Source organism: Streptomyces sp. NBC_00239 (assembly GCF_036194065.1).
Lineage (GTDB): Bacteria > Actinomycetota > Actinomycetes > Streptomycetales > Streptomycetaceae > Streptomyces.
On the sequence record NZ_CP108095.1, the window covers coordinates 7330667 to 7350007 of the forward strand.

The following is a 19341-nucleotide window of genomic DNA, read 5'->3' on the forward strand; positions in this document are numbered from 1 at the left end:
GTCTCAGCCGATTCCGGGGATGAGGGTGATGAGCATGTCGATGAGCTTGATGCCGAGGAACGGGGCGACGAGGCCGCCGAGTCCGTAGATCCCGATGTTGCGGCGGAGCATCCTGTCGGCGCTGGTGGGCCGGTACCGGACGCCCTTGAGGGCGAGCGGCACGAGCGCGATGATGATCAGCGCGTTGAAGACGACGGCGGAGAGGATCGCGGACTCGGGGGAGGCCAGGCCCATGATGTTCAGCTTGTCGAGGCCGGGGTAGACCACCGCGAACATGGCCGGGATGATCGCGAAGTACTTTGCGACGTCGTTGGCGATGGAGAACGTCGTCAGGGCTCCGCGGGTGATCAGGAGTTGCTTGCCGATCTCCACGATCTCGATGAGCTTGGTGGGGTTGGAGTCCAGGTCGACCATGTTCCCGGCCTCCTTGGCGGCCGAGGTGCCGGTGTTCATGGCCACGCCGACATCGGCCTGCGCCAGCGCCGGGGCGTCGTTCGTACCGTCACCGGTCATCGCGACGAGCTTGCCGCCGGCCTGCTCCCGCTTGATGAGGGCCATCTTGTCCTCGGGGGTGGCCTCGGCGAGGAAGTCGTCGACACCCGCCTCCTCGGCGATGGCCTTCGCGGTCAGCGGGTTGTCCCCGGTGATCATGACGGTCTTGATGCCCATGCGCCGCAGCTCGTCGAACCGCTCCCGCATGCCCTCCTTGACCACGTCCTTGAGGTGGATGACACCGAGCACGCGGGCGCCCTCGCCGCCGTTGACCGCGACGAGCAGCGGGGTGCCGCCGGCCTGGGAGATCCGGTCCGTGAGCGCCTGCGCGTCCTCGGCGACCCGGCCGCCCTGCTCCTCGACCCAGGCGGCGACCGAGCCGGCCGCACCCTTGCGGGTCTGCATGCCGTCCACGTCCACACCCGACATGCGGGTCTGGGCGGTGAACGCGATCCACTCGGCGTGCGCGAGCTCGCCCTGCCGGCGCTCGCGCAGACCGTACCTCTCCTTCGCGAGGACCACGACGGAGCGGCCCTCGGGGGTCTCGTCCGCGAGGGACGACAGCTGGGCGGCGTTCGCCAGCTCGGCTTCCGTCGTTCCCTTGACGGGTACGAACTCGCAGGCCTGGCGGTTGCCGAGGGTGATGGTGCCGGTCTTGTCGAGCAGCAGGGTGGAGACGTCGCCGGCGGCCTCGACCGCACGGCCGGACATGGCGAGGACATTGCGCTGCACCAGGCGGTCCATGCCCGCGATGCCGATCGCGGACAGCAGTGCGCCGATGGTGGTCGGGATCAGGCAGACCAGCAGAGCGGTCAGCACGATCAGCGACTGCTCGGCGCCGGCGTAGATCGCGAAGGGCTGGAGCGTGACCACGGCCAGCAGGAAGACGATCGTCAGCGAGGCGAGCAGGATGTTCAGCGCGATCTCGTTGGGCGTCTTCTGCCGGGACGCGCCCTCGACCAGCGCGATCATCCGGTCGATGAAGGTCTCTCCGGGCTTCGTCGTGATCTTGACGACGATGCGGTCGGAGAGCACCTTGGTCCCGCCGGTGACGGCCGAGCGGTCGCCGCCGGACTCGCGTATGACGGGCGCGGACTCGCCGGTGATGGCGGACTCGTCTACCGAGGCGACGCCCTCGACGACGTCGCCGTCACCGGGGATGATGTCGCCGGCCTCGCAGACGACCAGGTCGCCGACCTTCAGCTCGGTGCCGGGGACCTGCTCCTCGCCGCCGCCGTCCGTGGGCAGGCGGCGGGCGACGGTGTCGGTCTTGGCCTTGCGCAGGGTGTCGGCCTGCGCCTTGCCGCGGCCTTCGGCGACGGCCTCCGCGAGGTTGGCGAAGATCGTGGTCAGCCACAGCCACGCGGTGATCGCCCAGCCGAACCAGTCCGACGGGTCCTTCAGCGCCAGCACGGTGGTGACGACCGAACCGATCAGCACCACGAACATGACCGGCGACGTGACCATCACGCGCGGGTCGAGCTTCCGCACCGCGTCCGGGAAGGACTTCAGCAGTGCCTTCGGGTCGAACAGGCCGCCGCCGACGCGTCCGGCGCCCGGCTCGTGGCCGGTGGGAAGGTCCTCGTGGGGAGCACGGGTCGGGGTGATGGTGCTCATGATGCGAGCCCTTCGGCGAGCGGTCCCAGCGCGAGCGCGGGGAAGTAGGTCAGACCGGTGACGATGAGGATGGTGCCGACGAGGAGGCCCGAGTAGAGCGGCTTGTCGGTGCGCAGGGTGCCCGCGGTCTCGGGGACCGGCTTCTGCTCTGCGAGCGAGCCGGCCAGCGCGAGGACGAACACCATGGGCAGGAAGCGGCCCAGCAGCATGGCGATGCCGATGGTGCTGTTGAACCACTGGGTGTCGGCGTTGAGGCCGGCGAACGCGGAGCCGTTGTTGTTGGCCCCGGAGGTGTAGGCGTACAGGATCTCGGAGAAGCCGTGCGCGCCCGTGTTGGTCATCGAGTGCGCGGGGGTGTCCAGGGCCATGGCCGCCGCGGTGAAGCACAGGACCAGGGCGGGGGTGACGAGGATGTAGCAGGCCGCGAACTTGATCTCGCGGGTGCCGATCTTCTTGCCCAGGTACTCGGGGGTGCGGCCGACCATCAGACCGGCGATGAACACCGCGATGACCGCCATGATCAGCATGCCGTAGAGGCCGGAGCCGACACCGCCGGGCGCGATCTCACCGAGCTGCATGCCCAGCAGCTGGATCCCTCCGCCGAGGCCGGTGTAGGAGGAGTGGAACGAGTTGACCGCACCGGTGGAGGTCAGCGTCGTGGCGACGGAGAAGATAGCGGACGCGCCGATGCCGAAGCGGGTCTCCTTGCCCTCCATCGCACCGCCGGCGACGTCGAGGGCCGGGCCGTGGTGGGCGAACTCGGTCCACATCATCAGAGCGGTGAAGCCGATCCAGATCGTCGCCATCGTCGCGAGGATCGCGTAGCCCTGGCGCAGGTTGCCGACCATCCGGCCGAACGTGCGGGTCAGCGCGAACGGGATCAGCAGGATCAGGAAGATCTCGAACAGGTTCGAGAACGGGGTGGGGTTCTCGAAGGGGTGGGCGGAGTTGGCGTTGAAGTAACCGCCGCCGTTGGTGCCCAGCTCCTTGATCACCTCCTGCGAGGCGACCGCCCCGCCGTTCCACTGCTGGGTGCCGCCCAGGAACTGCCCGACCTCGTGGATCCCGGCGAAGTTCTGGATCACACCGCACGCGACCAGCACCAGGGCGCCGACCACGGACAGCGGCAGCAGGATCCGGACGGTGCCGCGCACCAGGTCGGCCCAGAAGTTGCCCAGCTCACCGGTCCGCGAGCGGGCGAAGCCGCGTACGAGGGCCACCGCGACGGCCATGCCGACCGCGGCGGACACGAAGTTCTGGACGGCCAGACCGCCCGTCTGCACGACGTGGCCCATGGCCTGCTCGCCCGCGTACGACTGCCAGTTGGTGTTCGCGACGAACGAGGCGGCGGTGTTGAAGGCCTGGTCCGGGTCGATCGACACGAAGCCGAGCGAGCCGGGCAGGACCCCCTGGGCGCGCTGGAGCACGTACAGGAACAGGACGCTCGCGGCCGAGAACGCGAGGACGGCGCGCAGGTAGGCGGGCCAGCGCATCTCGGCGTTCGGGTTCGCGCCGATGGCCTTGTACATCCACTTCTCCGGCGCGTAGTGGCGCTCGGAGGAGTAGACGCGGGCCATGTAGTCGCCCAGGGGTCGGTATGCCAGCGCGAGCGCGGCGATCAGCGCGAGCAGCTGGAGCGCACCAGCGAATGCGGGACTCATGGCAGTGCTCAGAACCTCTCCGGGTACACGAGGGCGAGGACGAGGTATCCGAGCAGGGACACGGCGACCAGCAGGCCGACGACGCTTTCGGCGTTCACAGCTTGGTCACCCCCCGGGCGACGAGGGCCACCAGCGCGAACACCGCGAGCGTGGTGACGACGAAGGCCAGATCGGCCATCGTGAGCTCCTGGATGAAGAGATGGAGTGGATGAGGCCAAAGCGGCCTGAGACGAGCAAAGCGCAAGGTCAGCGGGGTGCTAAGACTCTTTGACGGGCTCCATACGGGCGCCCCGGAAGTCTTGACGCCTTCGATACGCGGACGCGGACCCGCGCCGACGCCCGCGCCCGCACCTGCTCATCGGCCGACGTGATCCGCGGACGGGACCGGCGGATGTGATCGGCGGCTGCGACGGGTGGCGGGGGCCGGTGGCTGTGACCTGCGCATACAGTCGGAGCCGTGACCGTAGCCCGTTCCGTCGCCCTGTTCGCCGTGGCCGCCCTCTTCGAGATCGGGGGCGCCTGGCTGGTCTGGCAGGGCATCCGCGAGCACAAGGGCTGGATCTGGATCGGAGCCGGCGTCGTCGCCCTCGGCTTGTACGGGGTCGTCGCCACCTTCCAGCACGACGAGGACTTCGGTCGCATCCTCGCGGCGTACGGCGGCGTCTTCGTCGCCGGGTCCATCGCCTGGGGCATGGTCGCCGACGGCTACCGGCCGGACCGCTACGACGTCATCGGCGCCCTGGTCTGCCTGGCCGGCATGGCCGTGATCATGTACGCACCCCGTGGCCACTGAGCCGGCGGGCGCCCGGACGGCCGCCGCGCCGGCGTGTCCCGCGGTGTCACTCCGGCAGGACGCTCCCCGCCCAGGCCAGGACCGGGTCCTCGCCGAGCCGGGTGGCCACGTCCGCGCGCAGCTGCGGCAGGAGGGCGTAGAGGCGGTCGCCGGGGCACTGCGTGTTGTTGAAGTCACGGTGCCCGTAGATCCGGTAAGGCTGGATCCCGTACTGCCGGCACACCTCGGCACACAGGTCGGTCAGCGCCGCGAACTGCTCGGCGGGCGGCTCCACGGTGACGTAGGTGCCCTCGTTCTCGATGCCGATGGCGACCGTGTTCTGGCCGGCGCAGTGCGCGCCCTCGACGATCTCCGTGCCGCTGCGCAGTGCGGCCAGGCTCTCGTGCCGGCCCTCCATGACGTACGCGCCCCGGCTGATGGTGAAGTGCTGGCCGGTGTCGATCCAGCCCCCCGTGTCCATCTGGTACCGCTGCATGGCGCGGGCCAGCGTGATCGCGCGGGCGCTGCTGAGGTCGGTCACGTTGGCCGTCGCGGTGTGGTGGACGATGATCTTCTGCGCCCGGGCGTCGAGCACGCTGACCGGCCTCCTGGGCGGCCGGGCGCCCCACTCCTCGCAGTCGTGGATGACGCCGGGGACCGGCGCGCCGCCCGGGGTCCGGGCCGCGGCCAGGGCCTGTCCGGTGCTCCCGAGCGCGCCCAGGGCGGTTCCCAGGGACAGCGCGCCGGCCAGGACGGTGCGGCGGCCGGGCCCGGAGGGTGCCGTCGGGATCGTCATGTGGGTCCGTTCCTCGTGACGTCGCGGGTGACACCAGTGATGGCGGTGACACCAGTGATTAAAGAGGCAGACCGGCGCGACGGCGGGGAAGGGGACACCTCGTGTCGCCCCTCAGTGGGCGCCCCAGCCGCCGTCCACGGGGACGGAGGTGCCCGAGATGTACCCGGTGAGCGGGCCGCAGAGCCAGACGGCGACCGCGGCGACCTCCTCCGGCTCGATCAGCCGTTTGATGGCGGCCCGATGGAGCAGCACGTCGGCGGCCACCTGCTCCGGCGGGATGCCGTGCAGGGCGGCCTGCGCCGCGATCTGACCCTCCACCAGCGGAGTCCGTACGTAGCCGGGGTTGACGCAGTTGCTGGTGACGCCGTGCGAGGCGCCTTCCAGTGCGACGACCTTGCTGAGGCCTTCGAGCCCGTGCTTGGCGGCCACGTACGCCGCCTTGAAGGGGCTGGCCCGCAGCCCGTGCACGCTGGAGATGTTCACGATCCGGCCCCAGCCGCCGGCGTACATGTGCGGCAGGCAGCGCCGCACGAGCAGGAACGGCGCCGTCACCATGACCCGCTGGATGAGCTCGAAGCGGTCCGGCGGGAACTCCTCGACCGGGGCGACGTGCTGCAGCCCGGCGCTGTTGACCAGGATGTCCACGGCGGCCGGCAGGCCCTCGACGGCCGCGGCGTCGGCCAGGTCCGCCACGTGCGCCTCGCCGCCGACGGCCGCCGCGGCCGCCTTCGCCGACTCGGCGTTGACGTCCACGATGTGCACGGCGGCCCCGGCCTCGGCCAGGGCCCGGGCGCAGGCCAGCCCGATCCCGCTGCCGCCCCCGGTGACCAGGGCGGTACGGCCGCTGAGGGCCGGGAGACTTTCACTCGTCATGGCGGGAACGTTAGGCACCCGCGCCCGCCCTGCCCATGGCTGCGGCCACCACACCTCGGCGGTCGCGAGTGGTGGCCGCAGCCTGCCCGGCGCCGCTCGCCGGGACGGGGCGCGCGGCCGGTCTACAGCCGGTACACCAGCTCCCGTTCCAGGCCGAGCGGCGCCGGTCCCGCGGCGAGGATCCGGACCCCGGGCGCCGACGCGAGCAGCCTGCGCAGCCAGCCCAGGGCCTCGGCGTCGAGCTGCTCGGTGCCTTCCAGGACGAGTAGCATGTCCCGCTCGGCCAGCCACGACGTCGCGTCCATCGTGCCGCAGGGCAGGAACGGCATGCCCTCCAGGCAGCCGAGTGAGGCCGCCAGGTCGGCGGGGCCGAAGCTGCGGTCCATGCTCACGACGGCCGTGCCGTCGAAGAAGTTGGAGGCCAGCCGGTGCGCGAGCTCGCGCACCAGCCGCCCGGCGGGCTCCCGGCGCCTGCCCGTCACGGTCAGGACCCGCCCGCGACGTACCGCGGTCATCAGCCGGGACAGCTCGTCCGCGCTGTCCGGCACCGTCGCGAGCGCCGTGGCTCCCGCCGGTGCCGTCGTTCTCGTTCTCGTTCTCGTGGTCGTCGCGGTGGTCGTCGTCGTGGTCGGTGGTCCGCCGGTCCGGGCGGCGTCATCGCGCAACGCTCCCGGAATTCCCCTGTCGTCGATCGGCACGATGCCCCCGTTGCATGCGTGTCACGGCACGACCGGAAGCGTCATTCCGGCCGCATTTCAACCAATTATGCGCCACCTGGCACCGGGGGATAGAGGAAGCGTCCCTTCCGTCGAAAACGGCACCTATGGGAGGAAGTTGCAACATCCCCGTTACCTGGGCGTCGACGGCCCGGCGACCCGTGTGAAGGTGCCGAGCTCGTTCGCGTCGAGGTATTCGACCCGTACGGTGTCGTCCTTGAACGTGACCCCGGTCCGCCCCACCGCGTTCTCGCCCGTCGTCACGAAGCTGAAGGTGTCGCCGTCGTAGTGCGTGAGCGGGAAGCGCATCGGCTTCGGCCCCAGCAGCAGCACCAGCCCGTCCGGGCTCCGGGTGACGGTCAGCCGGCCGTAGTACGGGTTCTCGTACGCGCCCGTGTACGCGGCGTCCTCGCGGGCCGGCGCGGCATCGGCCGGTGGGCGGGCGTAGTCGGTGGGGGAGCGGCCGCCATCCAGCTGCTGCGCGTAGACCGCGGCGCTGAGGGCCATCCAGTCGGCCCGCGGCTTGCCGTACTGCGCGGTGTCGAAGAAGTCGAGTGCCACCGCGTCCGGCAGGCCCGTGGGCGCCGCGTTGGTGAGGACGACGATGCCGAGCTTCTCCACCGGCAGCATGGTCACGCTGGTGTTGGCGCCCAGCGCGAACGCGCCGGAGTGGCTGAGCCGCAGCCGGCCGAGTTCGTCGTACGACACGTTCCAGCCGAGGCCGTAGAAGCCGGTGCGGCCGGCGGGCGTGGTGGAGGGGTGCAGGACGCTCTGCGGCTGGTGGGTGCGCAGGAGCTGGTCGGCGTCGACGATCCGCTCGCCGTCCAGGGTGCCCGCGGAGAGCTGGAGGCGCAGCCAGCGCGCCATGTCGCGTGCGGTGGAGCTGGCGCCGCCCGCCGGGGCCTGTGCGTCGGCGTCCCGGACGTGCTGCGGCAGCCAGTCGCCGTCCGCGCTCTTCTGGTGGCCCGAGGCCCGGTTCGCGGCCTTCGTGTAGTCCGCGAACAGGGTGCTGGTGGCGGTCATCCCGGCCGGGTTGAAGAGCAGGTCGCTGCTCAGCTTCTGCCAGCTGACGCCCTTGGCCCGGGCCACCCCCTCGGCCGCCGCCGTCAGGCCGAAGTTGGTGTAGGCGTAACTCGCCCGGAACGGCGCCAGCGGCTCGTACTTCAGGTGCCGCACGATGTACGACTGGTCGAAGCCGAGGTCCTCCAGCAGGTCGCCGGCGTGGTCCGGCAGCCCGCTGCGGTGCGCGAACAGGTCCGCGACGTCGGCGTGCCCGCTCACCCACGGATCCTTGAGCGCGAAGCCCGGCAGCAGTTTCGACACCGGGTCCTCCCAGCGCACCCCGCCGCCCCCGACCGCCGACGCGACCACCGTCGAGGCGAGCGGCTTGGACAGCGAGGCCAGCTGGAACACGGTGTCCGGCCCGACCCGCGCGCTCTCGCCGGCCCGGCGCACCCCGAAGCCCTTCAGGTACACCACCTGGTCCCGGTACACCACCGCCACCGCGGCCCCCGGCACCCCGGTGTCGCGCATCGTGCCGGCGACGAAACCGTCCAGGCGCCGGAGCGCCTCCTGCACCTTCTCCTCGTTGAGCAGCGGCCCCGGTTCCGGCGGCGGCGTGGGATCCGCGGCCACCGCGGCGCCCGGCAGCGTGCCCGCGGCCAGCAGTACGGCCATCGCGCTCGCGGCGAGCAGTCGGCGCCCGCGCCGGCGGGGCCGCACGCTCCGTATGGCATGCATACAGCCCATTCAACGCCCGGCGGCTCGCGCTGTCCTGCCCAGCGCTGCCGCGGGCGGCCCGGCGGGACCCGCGGGCCGGGCGGTGGACCGGCCGGTGCGGGAGGTGCGACCGGCTCGGCCCCGGCGCCGCCCCGCCCGGGCCGGGGTCAAGAGCGGTGTGCCGGCAGCCAGTTCCGTGCGAAGTCGACCGCGTCGCGGAAGCGGAAGAGGCGGGCCGTGGCCGACCCGACCGGGCCCGAACGGACCGGGCCGGGCGCCCCGGAGTCCGCGAAATCGGCGCCGAGCGCCGCGAAGTCGCCGTCGTCGAGGTCCACGTCCTCGTACCGCCACCACCGGCGCACCCCGTCGTGGGCGACCACACAGCGGTAGTCGCGGCGCGGCGGCCCGGGGACCCGGTATTCGGCCAGGTGGAAGGCGGTGCAGCGGTCGAAGCCGACCCCCAGCAGCAGCACCTGGGCCCGCATGTCGTACAGCCGCGCCAGCGGGGAGTCCTCGCCGAGGTGGCAGTCCGGGCGGTGACCGGCGACGACCTTGCCCGCCTCCGGGCCGAGCGCGGCGAACGAGGTCTGCGGATGCCCGCTCCGCAGCGCGCCCGGCGCCCGCCGTGTCGTTTCGGCAAGGATCCCCATCGTCGGGGCGGGCGTGAGCGCCGGGTCGAAGGGGGGCATCCGGTCGCGGAGCGCGGCCACCGCCTCCGGCCCGAGCCCCCGGATCGCGTCCCGGTAGTACGGCGAGGTGTCGGAGTTCTCCGGCGTGAAGGTGGGGACGACCAGCGTCCCGGCCGGACCGAGCGCGGTGCGCAGGGCCCGCAGCACCGATTCCGAGCCGCGGCCGGGTTCCGGACCGGCCGGACCGACCGACCGCATCGAGGCGTGCACCATCAGGACGCCGCCCGCTTCCACGCCCAACGCGGAAAGCTGTCCCGCCAGTTGGCCCTCGGTGTGCACGGCGCTGCGCAAGGCGCTCTGCGCGGTGGTGTGCTGGGTGTTCAAACCCGTCTCATTCCTGTGATGCGGAGGAGCGCCGCCCATCGTAGGGCGCCCGCCGCACGCGGGAGCGGCACTCGCCCCGGGCCACCCGAACGGGCGAGGGGGCCGGCCGGCCGGAGCCCCCGGCGCCGGGGTCGCGCCCGTCATCAGGCCGCCCCCTCCGCTGCCCCTTCGGCCGTCCCTTCCGCCGGGCCCGCCCCCGCGGTTGCGCCCCCGCCCCCGGCCGCGCCCCCGGCCGCGCCCCCGCCCACCGCCTCCAGGCCCGCGCCCCGTCCGGCCGCCGCCTCCGCCACCAGCGCGCTGCGCATCTCGCCCTTCGCGCCCTTGAGGCAGCACAGCACCCGCTCGTGCCGGTCGCCGGCGGCGTCGGCCACCCGCAGCCGCAGCTCGATGTCGTGCAGCCGGTCCACCAGCCGCATCGAGAACCGGCCCACGTCGATCGTGCCCAACTGGCCGCCGTACCCGATGGTGTTGAGGTAGAAGTCCCGGCCGTTGGCCAGTTGCTCCCCGGCCGGGTCCGAGGGGTGTCCGCGCATCAGCTCGGAGATCGCCGCCTCGCCGGTGATCCAGTCGGTCTGCAGCCGCCGCCCGGTGGAGTCGGTGGTCATCCACTCGATCCGGTAGGCGACGCTCTCCACCGTGGCGCTGTGCGTGCCGCCGTTGAGCGCCTGCACCACCCACACCTTGCTGCCCGCCATCCCGTACGTGTTGTCGTCCGGGGCCCCCGACCAGCCGATCTGCGGCCGCGCCGAACGCGCGTACTGGGCGCGGGCGAAGGCCACGCCCGCCGTCAGCGCCAGCATGTTGGACACCGACTGCAGATCCAGCAGCGACAGCCGCCACGGCCAGTCCCGCCGGTCCGACGCCGACAGGTTGAGCCGTACGACCTCCCAGACCAGCAGCGCCGACAGCAACGTGAGCAGGATCAGCGGGATCGTGAAGAGCACCATGTTCCGGCCGACCCGCCGCTGGCCGCTGCCCGCCCCGGCCCCCTCGTCCGCACGCCTTCCCACGGTGGGCCTCCTCGATGTCCCCCGGGTCACCACGCCACCGCCCATCATGGGCCGGTACCCGGCTCCTGAACAGGGCGTGCGCGAGCCTCCGCGAGCCCCCGGCCGACCGTCCGCCGGCGGGCCCGGGGCGAGGGCCGTCGGCCGGCCCGGGAACGGCGGACTACCCGCCCGACACCAGCGCGACGATCCGCGCCCGGGCGGCCCGCCCCTCCGGCACCGGCAGCAGCGGATAGCAGTGCTGCTGCCCGTCCGCCTCGACCAGCTCCGCCGGGGTGCCCGCCAGCCGGGCCCGCGTCAGCAGCTCGCGGCTGTCGGGCGCCAGCACGTCCCGGGTGCCGCTGAACACCGTCAGCGGCGCGAGCCCCGCCGTCGACCCGAACAGGGGGCTGACCCGCGGATCGTCGGCCGCCAGGGTGCCCGCGTACAGCCGTCCGGCCTCGCGCAGTCCGGCCCGCGCCAGCACCGGGTCGTGCGCCTCGATCGCGGGCTGCTCCGGGTGGCTCATCGACAGGTCCAGCCAGGGGGAGAGCAGCACGATGCGGGACGGCTGCGCCCCGCTGCGGTCGCGCAGCCGCTGTGCGGCGGCCAGCGCCAGGCCGGCTCCCGCCGAGTCGCCCATCAGCACCGTCGGGCCGGGTCCGCCGCTCGCGATCAGCCCGCTGAGCAGGTCCGCCGCCACCGGAACCGTCCGGTCCGCGGTCCCGCGGGGCGCCAGCGTGTACGCCGGCACCACGCACTGCGCCCCCGCCTCGGTGACCAGCGTCCGGATCAGCGCCCAGTGCGGGCGGACCAGCTCGTTGATGAAGCCGCCGCCGTGCAGGTAAAGCACCCGGGCGGTCGGCTCGCGGTCCCGCGGCGACACCTCGTACACCGGCCAGGCGCCGACGATGGTGCGGGACACCTCCGCGACCCGCCCCAGGCTGCGCGGCGGAAGGTGCGACGAGGGCCGCCGGGTGGTCTCCGCCACCCGTGCCCGTACGGCCTCGGCGCTGGCCCAGCGCCGCCGGCGGCCCGACACGGCCCATGCGGCGGACAGCGCTCGACTGCGCAGACTCGGTACGACCGTCACCCCACACCCCCATCCCTGCGGTGCCCGTCCCGCAGCGTGCTCGTTCGCGGCACGTGAGGAGCATAGGCGTGAAGTTCAGCTGTCGACCCGCTTAAGAAATCCTCGATGGACTGATGGCCGGTCTTCTCGGCACATTGGTGCGCATCCGAGAGGAACCCGGGGCCTGTGTGGCTCCCGGGAATCACGCATGCCTACCCCCTGCCTGGAGCCGCACCATGAAGGCACTCGTCAAGCACACGGCCGAGCCCGGACTCTGGCTCATGGACGTGCCGGAGCCCGAGTACGGCCCCGGCGAGGTGCTGATCAAGGTGCTGCGGACCGGCATCTGCGGGACCGACCTGCACATCCGGTCGTGGGACGGCTGGGCGCAGGGCGCGGTGAAGACCCCGCTGATCCTCGGCCACGAGTTCGTCGGCGAGGTCGCCGCGACCGGCGCGGGCGTCCTGGACATCGCCGTGGGCGACCTGGTCAGCGGCGAGGGCCACCTGGTCTGCGGCAAGTGCCGCAACTGCCAGGCCGGCCGCCGCCACCTGTGCCGGAGCACGGTCGGCCTCGGCGTCGGCCGCGACGGCGCGTTCGCCGAGTACGTGGTCCTGCCCGCCGCCAACGTCTGGGTGCACCGCACGCAGGTGGACCTCGACGTCGCCGCGATCTTCGACCCGTTCGGCAACGCCGTGCACACCGCGCTGTCCTTCCCGCTCGTCGGCGAGGACGTCCTGATCACCGGCGCGGGCCCGATCGGCATCATGGCCGCGGCCGTGGCACGGCACGCCGGCGCCCGCAACGTCGTGATCACCGACGTCAGCCCGGAGCGCCTGGAGCTGGCCCGCAAGGCCGGCGCGACGCTCGCCGTCAACGTCGCCGAGTCCTCCATCGCCGACGCCCAGCGCACGCTGGGCCTGCGCGAGGGCTTCGACGTCGGCCTGGAGATGTCCGGCCGCGCCGAGGCGATGCGCGACATGATCGACAACATGACGCACGGCGGCAAGATCGCCATGCTGGGCCTGCCGGCGCAGGAGTTCCCCGTGGACTGGGCGAAGATCGTCACGTCCATGATCACGATCAAGGGGATCTACGGCCGCGAGATGTTCGAGACCTGGTACGCGATGACCGTGCTGCTGGAGGGCGGGCTCGACCTCAGCCCCGTCATCACCGGCAAGTACGGCTTCCGGGACTTCGAGGCCGCGTTCGACGAGGCTGCCACCGCCCGCAGCGGCAAGATCATCCTCGACTGGACCGCCTGACCCTGCCACGGGGCCGACACGCCCCCTTCCCCGGCCGGGCCCCGCAACCCTCCCCCCCTCCGCGGGGCCCGGCCCCCCATCTCGCCTCCCCGTCTCCTGACGTCTCTTCCGTCGCCCCGCCGCACAAGGAGCAGCACATGTTCGAGTCCGTACGCGACGACCTCCGCGCCACCCTCGACGAGATCCGCGCCGCCGGCCTGCACAAGCCCGAGCGCGTCATCGGCACCCCGCAGAACGCCGCCGTCGCCGTCACCGCCGGCGGCGCCCCCGGCGAGGTCCTCAACTTCTGCGCCAACAACTACCTCGGCCTCGCCGACCACCCCGAGGTCGTCGCCGCCGCGAAGGACGCCCTCGACCGCTGGGGCTACGGCATGGCCTCCGTCCGCTTCATCTGCGGCACCCAGGAGGTCCACAAGGAGCTCGAGGCACGCCTGTCGGCCTTCCTCGGCCAGGAGGACACGATCCTCTACTCCTCCTGCTTCGACGCCAACGGCGGCGTCTTCGAGACCCTGCTCGGCGCCGAGGACGCGGTCATCTCCGACGCCCTCAACCACGCGAGCATCATCGACGGCATCCGGCTGAGCAAGGCCCGCCGCTTCCGCTACGCCAACCGCGACCTCGCCGACCTGGAGCAGCAGCTCAAGGACGCCACCGAGGGCGGCGCCCGCCGCAAGCTGATCGTCACCGACGGCGTGTTCTCCATGGACGGCTACGTGGCCCCCCTCCGGGAGATCTGCGACCTCGCGGACCGCTACGACGCCATGGTCATGGTCGACGACTCGCACGCCGTCGGCTTCGTCGGCCCCGGCGGCCGCGGCACCCCCGAGCTGCACGGCGTCATGGACCGCGTCGACATCATCACCGGCACCCTCGGCAAGGCCCTCGGCGGCGCCTCCGGCGGCTACGTCGCCGCCCGCGCCGAGATCGTCGCCCTGCTGCGCCAGCGCTCGCGCCCGTACCTGTTCTCCAACTCCCTCGCCCCGGTGATCGCCGCCGCCTCCCTCAAGGTCCTCGACCTGCTGGAGTCCGCGGGCGACCTGCGCGACCGGCTCGCCGAGAACACCAAGCTGTTCCGCACCAGGATGACCGAGGCCGGGTTCGAGATCCTGCCCGGCGACCACGCCATCGCCCCCGTCATGATCGGCGACGCCGCCGTGGCCGCCCGGATGGCCGAGCTGCTCCTGGAGCGCGGCGTCTACGTGATCGGCTTCTCCTACCCGGTGGTCCCGATGGGCCAGGCCCGCATCCGGGTCCAGCTCTCGGCCGCGCACTCCACCCAGGACGTCGAGCGGGCCGTCGCCGCGTTCGTCGACGCGAAGGCCGCCCTGGAGGCCTGACACAATGGCAGGGTGATCGACCCCCGCCGGCTGCGCATCCTGCGGGCCGTGGCGGACCACCGTACGGTGACCGCCGCGGCCGCCGCGCTGTACCTGACCCCCTCGGCCGTCTCCCAGCAGCTCGCCGCGCTGGAGCAGGAGACCGGGCACGCCCTCTTCTCCCGCAGCGGCCGCGGGGTCCGCCTGACCGCCGCCGGCGAGATCCTGCTCGGCCACACCCACGAGGTGCTGGCCCAACTGGAACGGGCCGAGGCCGAGCTCGCCGCGTACGCGGGCGGCGCCGCGGGCGAGGTGACCGTGGCGGCCTTCGCCACCGGCATCGCCGAGGTCCTGGCACCCGTACTCGCCCGGCTCGGGCACGAGCACCCCGGCATCCGGGTCCGGGTCCGCGACGCCGAGGGCGACCAGAGCCTGCCCCTGCTGCTCGACGGCGAGGCCGACCTCGCGCTCGCCGTCGAATACCGCGGCGGCCCCGGCGCCGACGACGGCCGGCTCTCCCTCGTCCCCCTGTACGCCGAACCCTTCGACGTCGTCCTGCCCGGCTCGCACCCCCTGGCCATGCACCCCGCCGTCTCGCTGGCCGAGCTCGCCGACAGCGACTGGATCGGCCAGAGCCCCGGCAACCCCTGCCACGACGTGGTCGTACTCGCCTGCGAACTGGCCGGCTTCCAGCCCCGGCTGGTGCACTCCTCCGACGACTTCCGGGCCGTCGTGGCCCTGGCGGGCGCGGGCGCCGGCGTCGCCCTCGTCCCGCGCTCGGCACTGCGCGGCATGGAACTCAAGGAGACCGTCGTGCGGCCCGTCACCGGGCAGGCGGCCACCCGGCGGGTCTTCGCCGCCGTCCGCCGCGGCGCCCAGAGCCACCCGCTCCTGCGCCCGGTCCTCGACGCGCTGCGGCACGAGGCCGCGAGCCTGTCGACGGGCTGACCCCGGCGGACCGGACGGACGCGACCCCGGTACGCGCGAACCGGCCGTGCGGCGGCACGGCGGTCGCGGCAGGGCGGTTGTGGCAGGGCGGTTGCGGCGCGGCGGTTGCGGCACGGCCGCCCGACGGTCCGGTCGGCGCGGCGGTCAGTCCTGCGGGCCGCGGCCCGCGACCTCCTCGGGCGAGGTGCCCGGATGCCCCGAGGTGCGGGCGACGTCGTGGACCGCCTCGGCGAAGGCGCACAGCAACGGCGTCTCGTTGCCGCGCTTCCAGACCAGCCCCCAGTCCAGCGGCGGCGCGTCCGTGATCGGGATGTACGAGAGGTCCGGCCGCAGGTAGAAGCGCATCACCTGGGCGCCCACCGGGTACGCGCCCTTGCCGGCGGCGATCAGGGCGAGCCCCTCCTGGAGCGAGCTGGCCTGCGGGCCCTTGCGGGGTGGCTCCGGCGCGGCGCCCTCCCGCAGCGACCGCGACCGGGACCAGTACTCCGGCATGGTCGGGGTCTGGATCATGGTGAGGCCGGCCAGGTCGGCGAGGGTCAGCGTGCTGCGCGCGGCCAGCGGGTGACCGGAGGAGATCGCCAGCACCCGGGGCTCGCGCACCACCGGCGGGCCCGCCGTCAGGTCCTCCTCCAGGACCGGGAAGCTCGCGTTCATCAGATCCAGCTCGCCCGCCCGCACCGGCTGCTGCGCCACCCCGAAGGCGTACTCGCGCAGCTGGATCTCGCATTCCGGGTGCGTCGCGCGGAAGGCGTCCGCTGCGAGGACGAAGAGCTGGCCCCAGAGCGCGCCGACGAATCCGACCCGCAGCGTCCCGGTGGTGCCGTGCGCGGTCGCCACGGCCCGCCGGAACGCCTCCGCGATGGCGTGGTGGTGCGGGGCGAGGTCGTCGCGCAGCTGCTCGCCGAGCGGGGTCAGCGCCACCTGGCGGCTCGTGCGGATGAACAGCGGAGCGCCGATCCGGCGCTCCAGCTTCTTGATGGTCTGGCTGATGTGCGCGCGGGAGACCGTCAGCCGCTCGGCGGCGCGTCCGAAGTGCAGCTCCTCGGCGAGGACCAGGAACCCGTCCAGTTCGTGCCGCTCAAGCATCACGCACTCCCATCAGGCGCCGCATCGGTAATCCAGAGTGATCGATTGTTGCAGCTTTCGGCGTTGTTCCTGGTGAGCGGCTTGAGGGAGGCTGTACGCGGAGCGCCGACGCTGTCCTGACCGATGGGTTACCCACGGCTTTGTGCCGCTCCGCCCCCGCCGCGCGTGCTGTCCTCTCGCACCCGCGGCGCCCCGACGCGTGGCGCGGGCGTACGGGGGACCGGGCGGGTCGTCGGGAACGGGGGTTCAGACGACCTGCACCTCGACGCCCGCGTCGCGGAACCCGTCCACCGTCGCCGGCGCCACCGACGCGTCCGTGACCAGTACGTCGACCCGGGCCGCCGGGCAGATCCGGGCGAAGGCGCGGCGCCCCAGCTTGCTGGAGTCCGTGGCCACCACCACCCGCCGGGCCCGCTCGCACAGCAGCCGGTTGATCGCCGCTTCGTCCTGGTCGTGCGCGTACGCCCCGTCCCGCGGGTCGAAGGCGTCGACGCCCAGCACCGCGGTGTCCAGGGTGATCTGCCCCAGCACCCCGTCGGCGAGCGGCCCGGTCAGCTCGTACGTCTGGGGCCGCGCCACGCCACCCGTCACCACCACCTTGAACTGCGGCCGGATGGCCAGCTCGGCGGCGATGTTCAGGGCGTTGGTCACCACCGTGAGGGTGACGGTGCCGGCCGCCCCGCCCGCCAGGTCCGGGCGGGCCGCCAGCGCCCGCGCCACCTCGGTGGTGGTGGTGCCGCCGGTCAGGCCCACCACCTCGCCGGGTGCGATCAGTTCCGCCACCGCGGCGCTGATGCGCTGCTTCTCGGCCGCGCGCCGCGAGCTGCGGTAGCGCAGCGGGAGTTCGTACGACACGCCGTGTACGACGGCGCCGCCCCGGGTACGCACCAGGAGCTGCTGCTCGGCCAGCTGGTCGAAGTCGCGACGGACCGTGGCGGCGGACACGCCGAGCTCAGTGGCGGTGGCGTCCACGTCGAGGCGCCCGCGCTCCACGAGCAGGTCCATCAGGGTCTTCCAGCGGGCGTCGCGGGACATCCGGACCTCCGTGTTCCTCGTCTGTGATCGCCGGCGCGTCGTACCTGCCGACCCTAGCTCAGGCAATTCCTCCCTGAGATGCTTGAAGTTGCTCGAAACCAAGCGCTAACTTGCAAGAACAAGCATTGCAGCCCGAGAGGGAGTCACCCGCCATGAGTCATGCCGCCGACGAACTGAGCACGCAGCCCGACTGCTGGCAGCGCGCCGCCGAACTAGCCCCCGCCCACCGGGACATGCTCCCCGCCCCGGGCGAGCGCGTCGCCATCACCGGCTGCGGCACCTCATACTTCATGGCCCGGGCCGCGGCCGCGCTGCGCGAAGCCGCCGGGCTCGGCGAGACCGACGCCTTCCCCGCCTCGGAGTTCCCCACCGGCCGCCGCTACGACCGGGTGATCGCCCTCACCCGCTCCGGCACCACCACGGAGGTGCTCGACCTGCTGGCCGGCCTGCGCGGCCGCACCCGTACCACCGCCGTCATCGGCGACCCCGACACGCCGGTCGCCGCCCTCGCCGACGACCTCGCCGTGCTCGCCTTCGCCGACGAGCGGTCCGTGGTCCAGACCCGCTTCGCCACCACCGCCTTCACCCTGCTGCGCGCCCACTTCGGGGAGCACCGGGCCGAGGCCGTCGCCGACGCCCGCACCGCGCTCGCCCAGCCGCTGCCCGAGGGGCTCGCCGAGTGCCGCCAGTTCACCTTCCTCGGCCGCGGCTGGACGGTGGGCCTTGCCGAGGAGGCCGCCCTCAAGATGCGCGAGGCGTCCCTGTCCTGGGCCGAGGCGTACCCGGCGATGGAGTACCGCCACGGGCCGATCAGCGTCACCGGTGAGGACAGCGCCACCTGGATGTTCGGCGAGGCCCCCGTGGGCCTTCCCCAACAGGTGGCCGCCACCGAGGGCCGCTGGATCCAGGGCGTCCTGGATCCGCTCGCCGAACTGGTCCGGGCGCAGAGCCTCGCGCTGGCCGTCGCCGCGCGCCGCGACCTCGACCCGGACAGCCCCCGCCACCTGACCCGCTCCGTGATCCTGGCCGGGGAGGTCCGATGACCCTCGCCGCCACCGGCACCCTCGTGGCCGAAGCCGCCGCCGGGCGCCGCGCCGTCGCCGCCTTCAACATCATCACCCTCGAACACGCCGAGGCCGTGATCGCCGGCGCCGAGGCCGTCCGCGCCCCGGTGGTCCTCCAGGTCAGCGAGAACGCCGTCAAGTACCGGCAGGGCCAGGTGCTTCCGCTGGCCCGCGCGGCCGCCGCCGCGGCCGAGGCCGCCGAGGTGCCCGTCGCCCTCCACCTCGACCACGTCAAGAGCGCCGAACTGCTGCGCCAGGCCGCCTCGGCGGGTTTCACCTCGGTCATGTTCGACGCCGCCCACCTGACGTACGCGCAGAACCTGGCGGCCACCCGCAGCGCCGCGGAATGGGCCCACGCCAACGGCCTGTGGATCGAGGCCGAACTCGGCGAGGTCGGCGGCAAGGGCGGCGCGGCGCCGCTCGACGCGCACGCGCCCGGCGCCCGTACCGACCCCGAGGAGGCCCGGGAGTTCGTCGCCGCGTCCGGGGTCGACGCGCTCGCCGTCGCCATCGGCTCCACGCACGCCATGACCACCCGTACCGGCGTCCTCGACCACGGCCTGCTGGCCCGGCTCGCCGCGGCCGTGGACGTACCGCTGGTGCTGCACGGCTCCTCCGGGCTGCCGGACGGGGAACTCGCCGCGGCCGTCGCCGGCGGCATCACCAAGGTCAACATCGGCACGGCGCTCAACGTGGCCATGACCGACGCGATCCGCGCCTACCTCGACGCCCACCCCAGCGCCGCCGACACCCGTACCTACCTGTCGGTGGGCCGCGCGGCCATGGCCCGTACGACCTCCGAGCTGATCACGGCCCTCGGCGCGGGACTGCCCCTGACGGAATCCGTACGGGTCTGACCCGGCGGGGGTGCGGCGGGGCCCGGAAGGGTCCGCACCCGTACGCCTGACCA

At 73.1% G+C, this 19341-nt stretch carries 19 protein-coding genes; 6 read left to right on the forward strand and 13 right to left on the reverse strand.

From position 1 onward, the window contains the following. Positions 1 to 3 precede the first annotated feature (3 nt). Genes kdpB through OG764_RS32530 form a run of 4 tightly spaced genes read right to left on the reverse strand, consistent with a single transcriptional unit; the run spans position 4 to position 4014 of the window. The gene (gene kdpB / locus OG764_RS32515; RefSeq protein WP_328971906.1) at positions 4 to 2109 is read right to left on the reverse strand and encodes a potassium-transporting ATPase subunit KdpB; all 2106 of its coding nucleotides are present in this window, start codon (positions 2107 to 2109) and stop codon (positions 4 to 6) included. Continuing rightward, the gene (kdpA, locus tag OG764_RS32520; RefSeq protein WP_328971907.1) at positions 2106 to 3770 is read right to left on the reverse strand and encodes a potassium-transporting ATPase subunit KdpA; all 1665 of its coding nucleotides are present in this window, start codon (positions 3768 to 3770) and stop codon (positions 2106 to 2108) included. Before kdpA ends, kdpB begins: the two co-directional genes overlap by 4 nt. A gap of 8 nt (positions 3771 to 3778) precedes the next feature. Continuing rightward, a complete protein-coding gene (gene kdpF / locus OG764_RS32525) occupies positions 3779 to 3868 on the reverse strand; it encodes a K(+)-transporting ATPase subunit F (protein ID WP_328971908.1) in 90 nt (29 codons plus the stop codon). Further along, the gene (locus tag OG764_RS32530; RefSeq protein WP_328971909.1) at positions 3865 to 4014 is read right to left on the reverse strand and encodes a hypothetical protein; all 150 of its coding nucleotides are present in this window, start codon (positions 4012 to 4014) and stop codon (positions 3865 to 3867) included. The genes kdpF and OG764_RS32530 overlap by 4 nt, the downstream gene beginning before the upstream one ends. 213 nt (positions 4015 to 4227) lie before the next feature. Between OG764_RS32530 and OG764_RS32535 the strand changes: the two genes are divergently transcribed. Continuing rightward, positions 4228 to 4563, forward strand: coding sequence for a YnfA family protein (locus OG764_RS32535; protein WP_328971910.1), 336 nt, complete (start codon positions 4228 to 4230; stop codon positions 4561 to 4563). A 46-nt stretch (positions 4564 to 4609) separates the two neighbouring features. Here the strand turns inward: OG764_RS32535 and OG764_RS32540 are convergent, their stop codons facing one another. From OG764_RS32540 to OG764_RS32570, 7 genes are all read right to left on the reverse strand, one after another. Continuing rightward, positions 4610 to 5338, reverse strand: a complete 729-nt coding sequence (locus OG764_RS32540) for a peptidoglycan recognition protein family protein (RefSeq protein WP_328971911.1) — start codon at positions 5336 to 5338, stop codon at positions 4610 to 4612. Between the two features lie 111 nt (positions 5339 to 5449). After that, complete coding sequence (locus tag OG764_RS32545) at positions 5450 to 6211, reverse strand: 3-hydroxybutyrate dehydrogenase (protein WP_328971912.1); 762 nt, start codon at positions 6209 to 6211, stop codon at positions 5450 to 5452. 122 nt (positions 6212 to 6333) lie between these two features. Next, positions 6334 to 6759 (reverse strand): hypothetical protein, encoded by a 426-nt coding sequence (locus OG764_RS32550; protein WP_328971913.1) that lies wholly within the window; start codon positions 6757 to 6759, stop codon positions 6334 to 6336. Positions 6760 to 7059: 300 nt separating this feature from the next. Continuing rightward, positions 7060 to 8667, reverse strand: a complete 1608-nt coding sequence (locus OG764_RS32555; protein WP_328971914.1) for a serine hydrolase — start codon at positions 8665 to 8667, stop codon at positions 7060 to 7062. A gap of 146 nt (positions 8668 to 8813) precedes the next feature. Further along, positions 8814 to 9659: an aminoglycoside N(3)-acetyltransferase gene (locus tag OG764_RS32560; RefSeq protein ID WP_328971915.1), complete on the reverse strand. Its 846-nt coding sequence runs from the start codon at positions 9657 to 9659 to the stop codon at positions 8814 to 8816. Positions 9660 to 9802: 143 nt separating this feature from the next. Next, the gene (locus OG764_RS32565) at positions 9803 to 10669 is read right to left on the reverse strand and encodes a hypothetical protein (RefSeq protein WP_328971916.1); all 867 of its coding nucleotides are present in this window, start codon (positions 10667 to 10669) and stop codon (positions 9803 to 9805) included. A 160-nt stretch (positions 10670 to 10829) separates the two neighbouring features. Then, entirely contained in the window at positions 10830 to 11738 is a 909-nt protein-coding gene (locus OG764_RS32570) for an alpha/beta hydrolase fold domain-containing protein (RefSeq protein ID WP_328971917.1), read from the reverse strand. 215 nt (positions 11739 to 11953) lie between these two features. On the opposite strand from OG764_RS32570, the gene tdh reads away from it, so the two are divergent. From tdh to OG764_RS32585, 3 genes are all read left to right on the forward strand, one after another. Beyond that, positions 11954 to 12982: an L-threonine 3-dehydrogenase gene (gene tdh / locus OG764_RS32575; protein WP_328971918.1), complete on the forward strand. Its 1029-nt coding sequence runs from the start codon at positions 11954 to 11956 to the stop codon at positions 12980 to 12982. 137 nt (positions 12983 to 13119) lie between these two features. Next, positions 13120 to 14319 carry a glycine C-acetyltransferase gene (locus OG764_RS32580; RefSeq protein WP_328971919.1) on the forward strand — a complete coding sequence of 400 codons (1200 nt, stop codon included), beginning with the start codon at positions 13120 to 13122 and terminating at the stop codon, positions 14317 to 14319. 12 nt (positions 14320 to 14331) lie between these two features. Then, entirely contained in the window at positions 14332 to 15246 is a 915-nt protein-coding gene (locus tag OG764_RS32585) for a LysR family transcriptional regulator (protein WP_328971920.1), read from the forward strand. 144 nt (positions 15247 to 15390) lie between these two features. Here OG764_RS32585 and OG764_RS32590 read toward each other — a convergent pair whose 3' ends face one another. Together OG764_RS32590 and OG764_RS32595 are read right to left on the reverse strand one after the other, a co-directional pair. Beyond that, positions 15391 to 16332, reverse strand: a complete 942-nt coding sequence (locus tag OG764_RS32590; protein ID WP_328971921.1) for a LysR substrate-binding domain-containing protein — start codon at positions 16330 to 16332, stop codon at positions 15391 to 15393. Positions 16333 to 16578: 246 nt separating this feature from the next. Then, positions 16579 to 17367, reverse strand: a complete 789-nt coding sequence (locus OG764_RS32595) for a DeoR/GlpR family DNA-binding transcription regulator (RefSeq protein ID WP_328971922.1) — start codon at positions 17365 to 17367, stop codon at positions 16579 to 16581. A 152-nt stretch (positions 17368 to 17519) separates the two neighbouring features. Here OG764_RS32595 and OG764_RS32600 point away from each other — a divergent pair, with 152 nt between their 5' ends. Next, positions 17520 to 18410 (forward strand): SIS domain-containing protein, encoded by an 891-nt coding sequence (locus OG764_RS32600; RefSeq protein WP_328971923.1) that lies wholly within the window; start codon positions 17520 to 17522, stop codon positions 18408 to 18410. Further along, positions 18407 to 19288, forward strand: coding sequence for a class II fructose-bisphosphate aldolase (locus OG764_RS32605; RefSeq protein ID WP_328971924.1), 882 nt, complete (start codon positions 18407 to 18409; stop codon positions 19286 to 19288). The genes OG764_RS32600 and OG764_RS32605 overlap by 4 nt, the downstream gene beginning before the upstream one ends. The last annotated feature ends 53 nt before the right edge of the window (positions 19289 to 19341 follow it).